This is a genomic window from Micromonospora sp. NPDC023814, assembly GCF_040639595.1.
In the GTDB taxonomy this organism is placed as follows: domain Bacteria; phylum Actinomycetota; class Actinomycetes; order Mycobacteriales; family Micromonosporaceae; genus Micromonospora.
Genome location: NZ_JBFAAF010000113.1, coordinates 1 through 15,175, shown reverse-complemented (window position 1 = coordinate 15,175; position 15,175 = coordinate 1). Strand labels below are relative to the sequence as shown.

13 protein-coding genes and 1 pseudogene are annotated in these 15,175 nt (G+C 76.1%); 11 read left to right on the top strand and 3 right to left on the bottom strand.

From position 1 onward, the window contains the following. Positions 1 to 142 precede the first annotated feature (142 nt). Positions 143 to 625 (top strand): annotated as a pseudogene (locus AB0G14_RS32960) (type II toxin-antitoxin system PemK/MazF family toxin). Between the two features lie 43 nt (positions 626 to 668). Here the strand turns inward: AB0G14_RS32960 and AB0G14_RS32955 are convergent. Then, positions 669 to 1,319 carry an NAD(P)H-dependent oxidoreductase gene (locus AB0G14_RS32955; RefSeq protein WP_357704248.1) on the bottom strand — a complete coding sequence of 217 codons (651 nt, stop codon included), beginning with the start codon at positions 1,317 to 1,319 and terminating at the stop codon, positions 669 to 671. A 201-nt stretch (positions 1,320 to 1,520) separates the two neighbouring features. After that, entirely contained in the window at positions 1,521 to 2,171 is a 651-nt protein-coding gene (locus AB0G14_RS32950; protein ID WP_357704247.1) for a GGDEF domain-containing protein, read from the bottom strand. A 265-nt stretch (positions 2,172 to 2,436) separates the two neighbouring features. Here AB0G14_RS32950 and AB0G14_RS32945 point away from each other — a divergent pair, with 265 nt between their 5' ends. The 6 genes from AB0G14_RS32945 to AB0G14_RS32920 all read left to right on the top strand — a co-directional run bounded on the left by AB0G14_RS32945 (position 2,437) and on the right by AB0G14_RS32920 (position 7,797). Then, on the top strand, positions 2,437 to 2,676 hold the full coding sequence (locus AB0G14_RS32945; protein WP_350684094.1) for a DUF397 domain-containing protein: 240 nt from the start codon (positions 2,437 to 2,439) through the stop codon (positions 2,674 to 2,676). A gap of 133 nt (positions 2,677 to 2,809) precedes the next feature. Continuing rightward, positions 2,810 to 3,697: a helix-turn-helix transcriptional regulator gene (locus tag AB0G14_RS32940; protein WP_357704244.1), complete on the top strand. Its 888-nt coding sequence runs from the start codon at positions 2,810 to 2,812 to the stop codon at positions 3,695 to 3,697. Between the two features lie 109 nt (positions 3,698 to 3,806). After that, a complete protein-coding gene (locus AB0G14_RS32935) occupies positions 3,807 to 4,655 on the top strand; it encodes an SAM-dependent methyltransferase (protein WP_357704242.1) in 849 nt (282 codons plus the stop codon). A gap of 174 nt (positions 4,656 to 4,829) precedes the next feature. Then, positions 4,830 to 5,885, top strand: a complete 1,056-nt coding sequence (locus AB0G14_RS32930; RefSeq protein WP_357704240.1) for a LacI family DNA-binding transcriptional regulator — start codon at positions 4,830 to 4,832, stop codon at positions 5,883 to 5,885. 2 nt (positions 5,886 to 5,887) lie between these two features. Beyond that, the gene (locus AB0G14_RS32925; RefSeq protein WP_357704238.1) at positions 5,888 to 6,091 is read left to right on the top strand and encodes a hypothetical protein; all 204 of its coding nucleotides are present in this window, start codon (positions 5,888 to 5,890) and stop codon (positions 6,089 to 6,091) included. Between the two features lie 131 nt (positions 6,092 to 6,222). Next, positions 6,223 to 7,797, top strand: a complete 1,575-nt coding sequence (locus AB0G14_RS32920; RefSeq protein ID WP_357704236.1) for a protein kinase — start codon at positions 6,223 to 6,225, stop codon at positions 7,795 to 7,797. Positions 7,798 to 7,913: 116 nt separating this feature from the next. Here the strand turns inward: AB0G14_RS32920 and AB0G14_RS32915 are convergent, their stop codons facing one another. Continuing rightward, positions 7,914 to 8,792, bottom strand: coding sequence for an alpha/beta hydrolase (locus AB0G14_RS32915; protein WP_357704234.1), 879 nt, complete (start codon positions 8,790 to 8,792; stop codon positions 7,914 to 7,916). A gap of 172 nt (positions 8,793 to 8,964) precedes the next feature. Between AB0G14_RS32915 and AB0G14_RS32910 the strand changes: the two genes are divergently transcribed. The 4 genes from AB0G14_RS32910 (at position 8,965) to AB0G14_RS32895 (ending at position 15,064) form a co-directional block, all read left to right on the top strand. Then, on the top strand, positions 8,965 to 12,333 hold the full coding sequence (locus AB0G14_RS32910; protein WP_357704232.1) for a BTAD domain-containing putative transcriptional regulator: 3,369 nt from the start codon (positions 8,965 to 8,967) through the stop codon (positions 12,331 to 12,333). Positions 12,334 to 12,466: 133 nt separating this feature from the next. After that, entirely contained in the window at positions 12,467 to 13,279 is an 813-nt protein-coding gene (locus tag AB0G14_RS32905) for a DedA family protein (protein WP_357704230.1), read from the top strand. A gap of 4 nt (positions 13,280 to 13,283) precedes the next feature. Further along, positions 13,284 to 14,429, top strand: coding sequence for a histidine kinase (locus AB0G14_RS32900; protein WP_357704228.1), 1,146 nt, complete (start codon positions 13,284 to 13,286; stop codon positions 14,427 to 14,429). Further along, positions 14,420 to 15,064, top strand: a complete 645-nt coding sequence (locus tag AB0G14_RS32895; RefSeq protein WP_357704226.1) for a response regulator transcription factor — start codon at positions 14,420 to 14,422, stop codon at positions 15,062 to 15,064. Before AB0G14_RS32900 ends, AB0G14_RS32895 begins: the two co-directional genes overlap by 10 nt. Positions 15,065 to 15,175 lie beyond the last annotated feature (111 nt).

The window sequence follows — 15,175 nt, the reverse complement described above, 5'->3', positions numbered from 1 at the left end:
CGACCACGGTGTGGATCAACAAACCAGCAGCTCAACCCGCAGATCTACAGAACACCTGACCACGAAAACGTCTCACTTGACTTGACAGGTTCCGATTGTTCCCGGTCGGCCGGGCGTCGCGGCGGAAGATAGGCTGCCGATCGTGGCAGGTCTTCTCAGGAGTGTGGCGGCGCGCATCGGCGGTGTCATCCCGTCGCCCCGGCGGCCTGGCCCCGCCCCGGCGCAGGTCGCCCGGCGCCGCCAGGTCGCCGCGCTGCAGCGCCGCGTGCTCGCGTACGCGCCGGAGCTCGACGGGCACGCCGACCCGGGCGAGATCGTCTGGACCTGGGTGCCGTACGAGGACGACCCGCGCCAGGGCAAGGACCGCCCGGTACTGGTGGTGGGCCGGCACAGCCGGACCCTGTTCGGGCTGATGCTCTCCAGCTAGAGCGAACGCGACGGTCAGCGGCACTGGCTCGCGCTCGGCCCGGGTGAGTGGGACCGGGACAACCGGCCGAGCTGGGTGCGCCTGGACCGCGTGCTGACCATGCGGGAGGACAACATCCGCCGGGAGGGCGCGGTGCTGGACCGGGCCCGCTTCGACCGGGTCGGGCAGGCCCTGCGCGCCGGCTACGGCTGGCGCTGACCGCTCGGGCCCGCCGGCGCCTCGGACGGCTCGGCGCTGACGGTCAGGCCGGCTCCCGGCTGGGCCCCACCCCGGCGCCCATGGCGTCGGGCGGCGGGTACGGCTGCTCGGCCAGCAGCCGGGCGAGGTGCGCGCTGTTGAGCGCCAGGGCCTTCGTGGTGCGGCCCGTGGTGTCCGGCTTCGGCCGGGCGTCGATGTAGTCGACCTTGTGCAGCGCCTCGCCCACCCAGTAGGTGGCGCCGGCCGCGGGGCAGGTGAAGCCGACCTCGTTGAGGGCCTGCTGCACCTGGCCGATGGTGTGGTGCGCGCCGTCCTCGTTGCCGACGACGGCGACGCCGGCCACCTTGCCGTAGGTGAGCAGCCGACCCTCGGCGTCGGTCTCGGACAGCTCGGCGTCGAGGCGTTCGAGGACCATCTTGCACACGGCCGACGGCTGGCCGAGCCAGATCGGTGTGGCGACGACGAGGATCTGCGCGGCCAGCAGCTTGGCCCGGATGGCCGGCCACCCGTCCCCGTCGCCCTCGTCGGTGGAGACCCCGAACCGTACGTCGTGGTCGACGACCCGGACCAGTTCGCCCTCGACGCCCTGCTCGGCGAGGTCCTCGAGCACCTCGCGCCCGAGCACCTCCGCGCTGGACGGGGCGGGCGACCGTTTAAGTGTGCAGTTTATGACCAGGGCCCGGATGGTGGCCACGATCGTTTCCCCTCTCGGCCGGCGCTGCGCTGACCCTGTCGGCATACCCGGCAGACGGCGCGAGACACGTCGAAACCACGTGCCGACGCCGGAGTTCGGTTGGGCCGGGCGGCGTCGGTCAGGTCGAGGCGGGCGAGCCCGCGGTGCGCCTGCGCCCGTCGAGGCGTGGTGCCCTCTGTGCGGCGGCACGGATCCGTCGGGTCAGCACTCCGCCAGGTGGGCGGTGTCGACGAGTTGCCGGGGCGAGTCCGCCGACCCGAGGCTCTTGGCCCGGTACATGGCGGCGTCGGCCCGGTCGAGCGCCTCGGTGAGCTGCGCCGGCCCGGTGACCGGCGCCAGCCCGACGGACGCGGTCACCCGGACGCTGAGCCCGCCGAGGGGGATCGGCGCGGCGAGGCTCTCGCAGAGCCGGCGGGTGGCGTGCTCGATCCATCGCCGGTCCACCGTCGGGCTGGTGAGCAGCCCGGCGAACTCGTCGCCGCCGAGGCGGGCCACCAGGTTGTCCCCGGCGAACGCGGCGAGCCGCTGGGCCACGCTGATCAGCACCTGGTCGCCGGCGGCGTGCCCGTAGCGGTCGTTGATCTGCTTGAAGTCGTCGAGGTCGAGCACCACGGCGATCAGCGGTTGCCCGGCCGCGTCGGTGAGCAGCGTGGCGGCGATCCGATAGAACCCGCGGCGGTTGGGCAGGCCGGTGAGGGGGTCGTGGTTGGCGGCGTGCCGCTCGGCGGTCAGCTCGGCCTGGAGGTGCCTGATCTCGGCCTCGGCGCGCAGCGCGCGGCTGCGTAGCTGCCAGGTGGTGACGAGGGCCCCCGCGGCGCAGATGCCGGACGCGACGGTGAGCGGATCCGGCACGAGACCTCCCATCGCCACGATGCCCGTGGCCCCCGGCGCGTGGCGTGACACGCCCGTTCCCGGGCCCTTTCGTCGCTGGTGGCAGCCCAGCGGTTGGTGACGCAGAGTAAGCGGATGGGCACCGCGCACCTGCGTTATCATGCTCGCTGGCCGGTGCAGATGCAAGAGCAGATGCACGTGCAGCCAACCCCTCTCGTCGATGCCGTGCGACTCTCCACAGCCCCGCCCGCCCGGCAGCGACGGCCCGCGGAGAGAAAGACGCCCCATGCAGCAGCCACCGAACGGCGTTCCCGCCAACCAGTTGCCCCCGCTCAACTGGCAGAAGAGCCGCCGGAGCAACCCGAGCGGCAACTGCGTCGAGCTGGCCCAACTGCCCGGCGGCGCCGGCATCGCCCTGCGCAACTCGCGACACCCGGAGGGACCCGCGCTGATCTACACGATGGACGAGATCGCCGCCTTCGTACTCGGGGCCCGCGACGGCGACTTCGACCACCTCATCGGCTGAGCGCTTCGTCCCGCCTGCGGTACGGACGGGCCCTCTCCCTAGGAGTTCTCCTCACTCACGGTCCATGGCATGCTTACACGTCGGCTGGGGTGGGGCTCCCGGCCGGGTATGATCCGGCATGCGGAGGTCGGCAGTGACGATGGTTCCCGCCGAGGGCGGCCCGGCCACCGGGCCCACCGTGCTGCGCATGCTGCTCGGCGCCCAGTTGCGTCGTCTCCGCGAGTCCAGCGGGGTGACGCGGGAAGGCGCCGGCTGGGAGATCCGGGCCTCCGAGTCGAAGATCAGCCGGATGGAGCTGGGCCGGGTCGGCTTCAAGGAGCGCGACGTCGCCGACCTGCTCACCCTCTACGGTGTCACCGCGCCCGAGGAACGCGAGGCGCTGCTCAAGCTCGCCCTGGACGCCAACAGCCCGGGCTGGTGGCACCGCTACGGCGACGTGCTGCCGAGCTGGTTCCAGTCGTACCTCGGCCTGGAGGCCGCCGCGGCACTCATCCGCTCCTACGAGGTCCAGTTCGTCCCCGGCCTGCTCCAGACCCGGGAGTACGCCCGGGCGGTGGTGCTGCTCGGCCACGGGACGGCCGCGCCGGCCGAGATCGAGCGCCGGGTCACCCTGCGCATGCAGCGCCAGCGGTTGCTGCGCCGCGAGAACCCGCCGCTGCTGTGGGCGGTGGTGGACGAGGCCGCGCTGCGCCGGCCCATCGGCGGCCGGGAGGTGATGCGCGGCCAGGTGGCGGCACTCGTCGAGGCGACCAAGTCGCCGCACATCCGGCTCCAGGTCATCCCGTTCGCGGCCGGCGGGCACGCCGCGGCGGGCGGTGCCTTCACGATCCTGCGCTTCGGCGACCAGGACCTGCCGGACATCGTCTACATCGAACAGCTCACCAGCGCGCTCTACCTCGACAAGCGCGACGACCTCGACTACTACGCGGTGGCGATGGAGCGACTCTGCGTCGAGGCCGAGCCGCCGGAGCGTACGCCGGAGATCCTCGGCCGGATCCTGGACGACCTCTACCCGGGTTGACCGGCCGCGGGGCCCTGTCCCGGGCGGCGGTGCGGCTACCATGGTCGCCGACCGGCGACAGTGGACGGACGCCACCGGTGGCGGTTGGCGCAGAGTCGTGGAGGCATCCTTGACTACCGGCGCCCCGGGCCCGACGACCGGCCCCACCCACCCGAGCGACCGCATCGACACGTCGGTGGCCCACCCCGCGCGCCGGTACAACTACTGGCTGGGCGGCAAGGACAACTTCCAGGCCGACCGGGACTCCGGCGACGCGGTGGCGGCGGCCTTCCCGACCATCCGCACCGCCGCCCTGGAGAACCGTCGCTTCCTCCAGCGGGCCGTACGCCACCTGGCCCGGGAGGCGGGCATCCGGCAGTTCCTCGACATCGGCACCGGCATCCCGACCGCCGACAACACCCACGAGGTCGCCCAGGTGACCGCCCCCGAGTCGCGGGTGGTCTACGTCGACAACGATCCGATCGTGCTCGCGCACGCCCGGGCGCTGCTCAGCAGCTCGCCGGAGGGTGCCACCGCGTACATCGACGCCGACCTGCGCGACCCGGAGAAGATCCTCCAGCACCCCGACCTGCTGCGCACCATCGACCTGTCCCGGCCGGTGGCGCTGATGCTGGTGGCGATCCTGCACTTCGTACCCGACGGCGACGACCCGTACGCCGTGGTCGCCCGGCTGCTCGAGGCGCTGCCGTCCGGCAGCTACCTGGCGGCCTCCCACGCCACCTACGACCACCTGCCCCCGGAGGTCGCGCGGGAGGCGAAGGCCGCCGGCCGGGGCGACGGCCCGCACGGCGTGATCAGTCTGCGGAGCCTGGCGGAGTTCACCCGGTTCTTCGACGGGCTCGAGGTGGTGGAGCCCGGGGTCACCTCGGTCGCCGAGTGGCGCGCCGAGGACGCCCCGCTGCCCCGGCCCACCGCGGCCGAGGTCAGCGTGTACGGCGCGGTCGCCCGCAAGCCCTGACCGCCGCTGCCTCGACGCCGCCCCGCCCGGCCTGACCGGGCGGGGCGTTCTCTTCATCCGCCCGTCGCGGCTTGTCGGCGCCCGTCGATCGCTGCGTCGCATTGACGCCGCCGTCCGTCGGCACTAGTCTCTGTATCGATCCAGACTGAATCGATACAGAGGAGCGAGCGCGCGGTGAAGCCGACCCTGCAAGCCGTCGCGGACGCCGTCGGCGTGTCCCGCAGCACCGTCTCCAACGCCTACAGCCGCCCCGACCAGCTCTCCGCCGCGCTGCGCCAGCGGATCCTCGACACCGCCCGGCAGCTCGGCTACCCCGGTCCCAACCCCACGGCCCGGTCGCTGCGGCGCGGCTGGGTCGGCGCCGTCGGGGTGCTCTTCGAGTCCCAACTGTCGTACGCCTTCACCGACCCCTTCGCGGTCCGCTTCCTGGCCGGCGTCGCCGAGGCGGCCGAGCGGCACAACACCAGCCTGCTGCTCGTGCCCCTGCCCGCCGACGAGGCGGCCGCGCGGCGGGCGGTGGAGAACGCCGCCGTCGACGGCTTCTGCGTCTACTGCGTCGGCGACGAGGGCTGGATCGTCGACGTGCTCCGCGACCGGGGCCTGCCCGTCGTCACCACCGCGCCCCGCGACGACGCGGGCCCCGACGACCGCTACGTCGGCATCGACGAGCGCGCCGCCGCCCGCGCGGTCGCCGCGCACGTGGCCGGGCTCGGGCACCGCCGCGTCGCCCTGCTCGGCGACGCCGTCCGGCCCGGCGCGGCCCCGGGCGAGGTGCGGCTCGCCGACGTGGCCGACGTCGCGCACCCCACCACCCGGGCGCGCCTCGCCGGGTTCGCCGACGCCTTCGCCGAGGTCGGCGTCGCCTGGTCCGAGCTGACCCTGCTCGCCGCCACCGGCAACAGCAGGTCGGCGGGCGCCGCGGCCGTCGCCGCCGCGCTCGCCGCGCCGCAGCCGCCCACGGCGGTGCTGGCCGGCTCGGACGTGCTCGCCCTCGGCGTCCTCGACGCGCTCGCCGAGGCCGGCTCGCCACCGGTCTCGGTCACCGGCTTCGACGACATCGCCGAGGCCGCCGCGGCGGGCCTCACCACCGTGCGGCAACCCGCCGAGGAGAAGGGGCGCATCGCCGCCCGGCTGCTGCTCGACCCGCCCGCCGACCCGGCGGCCGGCCACGTCCTGCTGCCCACCGCACTCGTCGTCCGGACCTCCACCGGACCCGTCCCGAGGAGCTGACCATGGAACAGCCCACCGGCTTCGTCGTCGCCATCGACGCGGTGACCCGACACGTCAACTCCGCCCGGCCGGACGCACCGGTCCGCGCGGAGCGCCCCCGCACCGCGCGGCTCGCCCCCACCCGGCTGGCCGCCGCCGGCGCCCTGCGCCGGCTCGCCGACCGGATCCAGCCGCCGTCGCTGCCCACGCCGCAGCGCTGCTCCTGACCCGCCGCCGGCCGCCCGGGTGGTGTGCGCCACCCGAGCGGCCGGTCGTCGCGGTACCATCGGGACGGCCGGCGCGCAACCGGGCATGGCGGGTGGTGGCCGCCCCGGCGGGCCAGGCAGACTGAACGGCTATGTCGCCGTTCTCGCCCACCCTTCGGTTGCACGACCGGTACGTCCTGCGCGAGCGCATCGGCCTCGGCGGGATGTCCGAGGTGTGGCGCGCCGACGACGAGGTGCTGCACCGCCCCGTCGCGGTCAAGGCCCTCGCCGGGGAGTTCGGCACCGACCCGCACCTGCGGGCCACCATCCAGCGCGAGGCCCGCGCCGCCGCGCGGCTCACCCACCCCCACGTGACCCAGGTGTACGACTACGGCGAGGCGAGCATGGCCGGCGGCGCGGTCGTGCCGTACCTGGTGATGGAGCTGGTGGAGGGGCGCAACCTCGCCGACCGGCTCGCCGACGGGCCGCTCGCCTGGCCGGACGCCGTCCGGCTGGCCGGTCAGGTCGCCGCCGCGCTCGCCGCCGCCCACCGCATCGGGGTGGTGCACCGCGACATCAAGCCGGGCAACGTCATGCTCACCGAGACCGGCGCCAAGGTGCTCGACTTCGGCATCGCCGCGCTCGCCGGCCCGGACCACCCGCTGGCCGGGCACACCGGCGAGCTGCTGATGGGCACGCCCGCCTACTTCGCACCGGAGCGGATGCGGCCCGGGCCGCCCAACCCGGCCAGCGACGTCTACGCCCTCGGCGCGCTGCTCTACCGCACCCTCACCGGCCGGGCCCCGCTGCCCGTGCGGACCTGGGAGGACGCGCTGGAGGTGCACGCCGGGCACACGCCCGTGCCGCCCCTGCGGATCCCCGGCCTGCCCGCCGACGTCGCCGACCTGACCCTGGCCTGCCTCGCCGCCGACCCGGCCCGCCGGCCCACCTCGGCCCAGCTCGCCGCCCGCTTCGCCGGCGCGGCGCCCGCCGACCCGCACACCGCGGTCCTGCCGACCCTGCCCGCCCCGGCGGCGGGCGCGGTCCCGCCGGCGCACCCGCCCACGCTGGTCGACCGCTCGCTGCCCACCTCGGCAGCCTCCACCGGCCGGCCGGGATCCCCGGTGACCGCCGGCCGGGCCGGCGTGCCGGCGGCGGCCGGCTTGGCCGGCGTGCCGGCGGGCCGACCCGTGGCCGCCGGCGGCCCGCGTCCCGTCCCCGCCACCGGCTCGCTGGCCCGGGGGAACCGGCCGATCGCGGTGCTGGTCGCCGCCGGCGTCGCGCTGCTCGTCGGGCTCGTCGGGGTGCTGGCCCTCGACGACAACGGAAACCCGCCGCCGACCGCCGCCCCGTCCGCGGTCACGCCGGCCGAGGAGCCGAGCACCACGTCTCCGACGTCGGAGGCCACTCCCTCCGCCCCGCCGTCGACCGCACAGTCGGCCCCGATCGGCCTGCGCCAGCTCGCCGCCGAGTTCGCCGCCGCGCTCGTGCAGGCACAGGCCCGGGGCGAGATCGACCGGAAGACGGTCGAGCAGTTGCGGGACAAGCTCGCCGACCTGAGCCGCGGCAAGCCGAAGGACCGGCCGAAGCGGGTCGAGGACCTGCGGGAGCGGCTCGCCGAGGCGGTCGAGGATGGGGACATCTCGCCCGACACGGCGGCCCGCCTCGATGCCCTGCTCGACCGGTTGGACACCGGGCCGCCGGGCGACGACGAGGACGACGACTGAGCCGCGCCCAGCCGGCCCGACGCCCCGCTCAGCCGACCCGGACCACGGACCCCGGGCCGGCCGTCGGCGCGCGGGGTGCGCTGGACCACCGGGCCACCCCAGCCCGGTACGGCCGGCTACCTGGCCAGGAGGGCGCGCAGGGCCTTGACGACCTCGGCGGGCGACTCCTCGGCCATGAAGTGGCCGCAGGAGACGGTGCGGTGCTCCAGGTCCGGTGCCCACGCCCGCCACAGCCCGGCCGCGTCGTAGCCGAGGGCCGAGCCCCAGTCCTGCTGCAGCACCGTCACCGGCATGCGCAGCCTGTTGCCGGCCGCGCGGTCGGCCCGGTCGTGCTCGACGTCGACGCCGGCCGAGGCGCGGTAGTCGGCGACGATCGAGGTGACGGCCTCCCGGGACGCCCGCAGGTACGCGGCCCGCACGTCGGCGGGCAGGGCGTCCGGGTCCCGGGTCCAGGCGTCGAGGAAGTGGCCGAAGAAGGCGTCCGGGCTGGCACCGATCAGCTGCTCGGGCAGGCCGGGCGGCTGGGCCATCAGGTAGAGGTGGAAGCCGACGGCGGCGGTCGTGCCGTGCAGGACGTCCCACATGTCGAGGGTCGGCAGCACGTCGAGCGCGGCGAGGTGGGTGACCGCCCGCGGATGGTCGAGGCCGGCGCGGACGGCGACCAGCGCGCCCCGGTCGTGCCCGGCCAGGGCGAAGCGGTCGTGCCCCAGCGCGCGGGCCAGCGCGACGACGTCGGCGGCCATGGTTCGCTTCGCGTACGCGGTGCCGTCGGGGTCGGCGGGCTTGTCGCTGTCGCCGTAGCCGCGCAGGTCCGGGCAGATCACGGTGTGGTCGGCGGCGAGGTCGGCGGCGACGTGCCGCCACATGAGGTGGGTCTGTGGGAAGCCGTGCAGCAGCACGACCGGGCTGCCGGAGCCGGCGACGGCCGCGGTGAGCGTGACGCCGTCGGCGACGGTGACGCGCCGGTAGTCGAATCCCCTGATGGTCGGGTTCACGGTGGTCCTTCCTGTGGTACCGGTGAGGTGGCGGGAGCGGTGGTCTGCGGGGACCACGTCGTCCGGCGTCGAGCCTGCCCGGGGCCGGTCAGCGACCGGTCAGCAACGGGTCAGTGGCGCGCGGACCCGGCCGTGGGGAAGCCGGCGGTCGGGCGTGCCTAGATTTGGTGCCATGACCAGGCAGTCGACGGCACCCGCGGTGGCCTTCGGCGTGCTCGGGCCGGTGGAGGCGGTGAACGACCTCGGTCCCGTCGCGCTGAAGGGCCCCCGCCAGCGGGCGGTGCTGGCCCGCCTGCTCGTCGCCCGGGGCCGGGTCGTGCCGGTCGACCGGCTCGTCGGTGACCTGTGGGAGGAGCCCTCGGACGGCGCGGTGGGGGCGATCCGGACGTTCGTCGCCGACCTGCGCCGGGCCCTGGAACCGGGCCGGCCACCCCGGCAGCCGGCCCGGCTGTTGGTGACCGATCCGCCCGGGTACGCGCTGCGTGCCGCGCCCGACGCGGTGGACTCCTGGCGGTTCGAGGCGGCGATCGCCGAGGCGGGCGAGCTGCTGGCAGCGGGCGGGCCCGGTCCGGCGCTGGCCTGCCTGGACGGCGCGCTCGCCCTGTGGCGCGGCCCCGCGTACGCCGAGTTCGCCGGACAGCCCTGGGCCCGGGCCGAGATCGACCGGCTCGACGAGCTGCGGATGCTGGCCGTCGAGCGGCGGGCCGAGGCGCTGCTGGCCCTGGGCCGGGCCGCCGAGGCCGCCACCGGGCTGCGGGCCCACGCCAGCGGTCACCCGCTGCGGGAGGACGCCTGGCAGTTGCTGGCCACGGCCCTGTACCGGTCGGGTCGCCAGGGCGAGGCACTGGCCGCGCTGCGGCAGGCCCGCGACACCCTGGTGGCGGAACTCGGCGTCGACCCGGGCCCCCGGCTGCGGCAACTGGAGGCCGACATCTTCGCCCAGGCGCCGGAACTCATCCCGCCCGAGGCGCCCCCGCCGGCGCGGGCCGACGCCGTGCCGCCCGCTCGCGGCGGCACCGAACAGGGACGCGACCGCCCGGCGGCGCCGCGCGCGACCGCGCCCACCGGCGCCCGGGAGCGTGACGACCGCCGTCCGTTCGTCGGCCGTGACGAGGAGTTGACCCTCCTGCGGCAGACCGCCGGTCACGTCGCCCGGGGCGGCGTCCCCGTGCTGGCCCTCGTCTCGGGCGAGGCGGGCGCGGGCAAGACGGCCCTGGCCGACGCGCTCGCCCGGGAGCTGGCCGCCGGCGGCTGGACGACGGCGTGGGGCCGCAGCCCCGAGTACGAGGGCGCTCCCGCAGCCTGGCCGTGGACCCAGATCACCGAGGCGCTCACCGGGGCCACCGGACCGGGTTCGTTCAGCACCGGCGCGGGGCCGTACGCCATCGGCCCCGACGAGGACCCGGCGGCGGCCCGGTTCCGGGTACACCGCGCCACCGCCGCCCTGGTGTCGGCGGCGGCCGGCCGGGCGCCGGTGCTGCTGGTCGTCGACGACCTGCACCGCGCCGACGCCGACACCCTGGACCTGCTGACCGCCCTGGTCGGCGAGCCGGAGCCGGTCGCCGGCCCGCTGCTGGTCGTGGGGACGTACCGCGCCGCCGAGATCACCCCGGAGCTGACCGCCGCGCTGGCCCGCGTGGCCCGCGCCGAACCGGTCCGGGTCTACCTCGGCGGCCTGCCCGAGCCGGCGACGGGCGACCTGGCCCGCGCCGTTGCCGGACACGCGCTGGACGCCGCGGTGGTACGCCTGATCCACCGCCGCAGCGGCGGGAACCCGTTCTTCGTCCGGGAACTGGCGCGGCTGCTCGCGGCCGAGGGCGAGTCGGCGCTGCACCAGGTCCCGGCGGGGGTGCGGGACGTGATCCGGCACCGCCTGGCCCGGTTGCCGGACGCGGCGCAGACCGTGCTGCGGCAGGCGGCGGTGCTCGGCCGCGACGTCGACCCGGACGTGCTGGCCGCGCTGGCCGGCGACCCCGCGCCGGTGCTGGACGCCCTGGACCGCGCCCTGGCGGCCGGCTTCCTCGGCGAGCACGACGCCGACGGGCGGCTGCGGTTCACCCACATCCTGGTGCGGGACACGCTCTACGGCGACCTGTCCGCGCCGCGCCGGGCCCGCTGGCACGCCGCCGCCGGCGACGCCATCGAGCGGCTGTACCCGCACGACGTCGCCGCCCTCGCCCACCACTTCGCCCGCGCGGCGAGCCGCGCCACCGCGCCCCGCGCCGCGCGCTACGCCCGGGTGGCGGCAGAGCAGGCCGAACGCCGCTTCCACCCGCACGAGGCGGCCCGCCTGTGGCGGCAGGCGGTCGCCGCCCACGACCGTGCGGGCGGCGACGACGTACGCGGGCGGCTGGACGCGGCCATGGGACTGGGCCGGGCGCTCGCCGTCACCGGCCACCTCGACGAGGCGCGGCGGCTCCGGTCGGCGGCGATCACCACTACCGTCGGGCTCGACGATCCGGGCCTGGCCGCGAGCGTGCTGACCGCGTTCGACGTCCCGGCGATCTGGACCCGCAACGACGACGAGCACCTCTCCCACCAGGTCGTCCGGGCCGCCGAGCGCACGCTGGCCGCGCTCGGCGACGACGAGCCGGAACGGCGCAGCCGGCTGCTGAGCACCCTCGCCCTGGAGTTGCGCGGCACGACCACCGACCGGGGTCACCGGGCGGCCTGCGAGGCGGAGGCCATCGCCCGGCGGCTGTCGCACCCGGCGCTGCTCGCGCACGCGCTCAACGCCCGCTTCCTGCACTCCTTCGGCCGGGCCGGTCTCGCCGCCGAGCGCGCCCGCATCGGCGCCGAACTGGTCGACCTGGCCGCCCGGCACGAGCTGGTGAGCTTCGAGGTCCTCGGCCACCTCGTCCTCCTGCAGGCGCACTGCGCCCTCGCCGACCTCACGGTCGCGGACGCGCACGCCGCCGCCGCGGACCGCCTCGCCGAGCGGTACGACCTGCCGCTGGTGGGCGTCTTCACCCGGTGGTACGCCGCCCTGCGGCTGGCGGTCGGCGGCGACCCGGAAGGGGCGGAGGCCGCGTACCGGGCCGCGCAGTCCACGCTCACCGGCAGCGGGATGCCCGGCATGGAACACGGCCTGTTCGCCCTCGCGCTGCTGTGCCTGCGCCTGTCACCCGCACCGGGGGAGCGGGGAGCCAGCGGGCCGGGGCGGCACGACTGGGTGGACGGGGACTTCGGGCCGTACGAGCCCTGGGCCCGGCCCCTGGTGCTGCTCTCCACCGGCCACCGGGGCGAGGCCGCCGCCGCGCTGCGCGCCCTCCCGGAGTCACCGCACGACCTGCTCCGCGAGGCCCGGCTCTGCCTCGCCGCCCGAGCCGCCCTGGCCCTCGGTGACGGCGCGACGATGCGGTGGGCGTACGCCGAACTGGCGCCCGCCGCCGACGAGCTGGCCGGAGCCGGCAGCGGCATCCTCACCCTCGGCCCGGTGGTCCACCACCTCGGCGACCTCGCCGCCGCGCTGGGCCGCCCCGACGAGGCCGCCGCGCACCGCCGGACCGCCCGCGCGGTCGCGGCGCGGGCGGCCGGCTAGGACGGCGGCCACGCCGCGGTCCGTGGGGTGCGGCCCCTGCGGTTTTCCGCACCCCGCCCGGTGCGGTCGCCCGACGGAACCGGGCGGCCGGCCCCATGGTCGGCTCTCAGGATGAGTTCGTAGCGTGGGGGCCATGATTCGTACCGCGCACGCCCTGCTCGCCACCGGAACCGCCACGGGGGAGGCCGCACCACCGGAGGACGGCCTCGTCGGCTACGTCACCGGCCTGGTGGAACGGCTCGGTGGTCCCGGCGCGGGCCTGGCCGTCGCCCTGGAGAACCTCTTCCCGCCGATCCCCAGCGAGGTGATCCTGCCGCTCGCCGGCTTCGTCGCCGGTCAGGGGCGGATGAGTGTGGTCAGCGCGATCTTCTGGACCACCCTCGGTTCGCTGCTCGGCGCCCTCGCGCTGTACTACATCGGCGCCGCGCTCGGTCGGGAGCGGATCCGGGCGATCGCGGAGCGGCTGCCGCTGGTCAAGCTCAGCGACGTTGACCGCACCGAGGCGTGGTTCCTGCGACACGGGGTCAAGGCCGTCTTCTTCGGCCGGATGATCCCGATCTTCCGCAGCCTGATCTCCATCCCGGCCGGCGTGGAGCGCATGCCCGTGTGGACGTTCGCGGTCTACACGACCCTCGGCAGCCTGATCTGGAACACCACCTTCGTGATGGCCGGCTACCTGCTCGGTGACAACTGGCACCTGGTCGAGGGGTACGTCGGCGTGCTCCAGAACGTGGTCATCGTCGCCAGCGTGGCGGCCGTCGGCTGGTTCGTGGTCTCCCGGGTGATCCGCGCCCGGCGGGGCGCGGCAGCGGCCGTCGAGCCGGAGCCGACCCCCGGACCCGCCCCGCTGCACCACGCGCCCGACCCGGCCGGGCGGGGCACCATCTACCGCAGCGCCCACTCCGAGGGGCCGCCCGCCCCGTGGGACCGCGACGGGGTGCGCTGAGCCGGTGGAGGCGCCCCGGTCGGTGACGCCACGCCCGACCCGGATCCCCGTCGGGGTCGCCCTCGGGATCCTCACGGCCGCCGCCGAAGCGCTGTTGCTCCTCGGCGCGGCCGTCGCCGTGGCCGGCGCCGCGGCCGTGCCGCCGGCCCGCCGCCGCGTCCGCACCGCGATCCGCCGGTACGCCGCGACGCTGACGCGGTACGAGCGGGACCGGCTGGCCCGGTTCCACGGCGTCGAGGTTCCGCCCGGGGCGGCGGGCCGGCGGGAGGTCGGCTACCTGGCCGCCCGCCTGCTGCCCGGGGTGCTCGGCCTGCTCGCGTACGGGGTGCTGGCCGTCGGCGTGGTGCTGGCGTCGATCGTGGTGCGGGCCGTGTTCCGCGGCGACCTCGGCGTGACCGACGCGCTACTGCAGGCCGTCGTCGGCGCGGCGCTGCTCCTGGTCAACGTGCAGGCCGTGGCGAGCGTGGCCGCGCTGGACGTCCGGCTCGCCCGGCGCCTGCTCGGCCCGAACGCCCGCACCCTCCTGGAGAACCGGGTCCGGGAGTTGGCCGCCAGCCGCGCCGGCGTCATCGCCGCCGTGGACGCCGAACGGCAGCGCATCGAGCGGGACCTGCACGACGGACTCCAGCAGCGCCTGGTCGCCCTCGGCATGCTGCTCGGTCGGGCCCGCCGCAGCCGGGACGCCGAGCGCACCGCCGCGCTGCTCGCCCAGGCCCACGCCGACGCGCAGCAGGCCGTCGCGGAACTGCGCGAGGTGGCCTGGCGGGTGTACCCGTCCGCGCTCGACGACGCCGACCTCGGGCAGGTGCTGGAGATGGTCGCGCAGCGCTCCGACGTTCCCGTCCGCGTCCGCTGCGACCTGCCGGTACGCCCGCAGCGGCAGGTCGAGACCGTGCTGTACTTCGTCGCGTGCGAGGCGCTGACCAACGCGGCGAAGCACGCCGCCGCTACCCTGATCACCGTCGAGATCGGGGCCGGGGAGGAGTTCGTCCGGATGACGGTGCACGACGACGGCGTCGGCGGGGCCGACCCCGCCGGGCGCGGGCTGTCCGGCCTGGCGCGACGGGTCGCGGCGCAGGACGGGCGGCTGCGGGTCGACAGCCCGGCCGGCGGGCCCACCACGGTGTCGGTGGAGCTGCCGTGCGGATAGTGCTCGCCGAGGACTCCACGCTGCTGCGTGAGGGCCTGGCCCGGCTGCTGGCCGAGGAGGGCCACGAGGTCGCCGCCGCCGTCGCCACCGCCGACGACGTGGTCGCCGCCGTCGCCCGCCACCGGCCCGACGTCGTCGTCACCGACGTACGGATGCCGCCGACCCACACCGACGACGGGCTGCGGGCCGCCCTGGAGATCCGGCGGCGCTGGCCCGGCACCGGAGTCCTGGTCCTCTCCCAGTACGTCGAGAAGCGGTACGCCACCCGGCTGCTCGCCGACCGCCCCGAGGGCGTCGGCTACGTGCTCAAGGACCGGGTCGCCCAGGTGGACGACTTCCTCGACGCCCTGGACCGGGTGGCCGAGGGCGCGACGGCGTTGGACCCCGAGGTGGTGCGGCAGGTCCTGGCCGGCGCCGACCGCACCGACCCGCTGGCGCGGCTGACACCGCGCGAACGGGACGTGCTGCACCACATGGCGCAGGGCCACACCAACGCCACGATCGCCGGGCGGCTGCACGTGTCGCAGAGCGCGGTGGAGAAGCACATCAACACGATCTTCGACAAGCTGGAGCTGTCGCGGGCGGGGGGTTACAGCCGACGGGTGCTCGCGGTGCTTCGGTATCTCGGGGTCTGAGTTCTTCTTCCTTCCTGCCTTGTCTTGCGGTGCGTGGTGGTGGGGGTGTGGCCCGCCGTGCCCGGCTCCGGGCGGTCAGGCTTGATCCCTGCGCCGGGCGCGGCGGGCCAC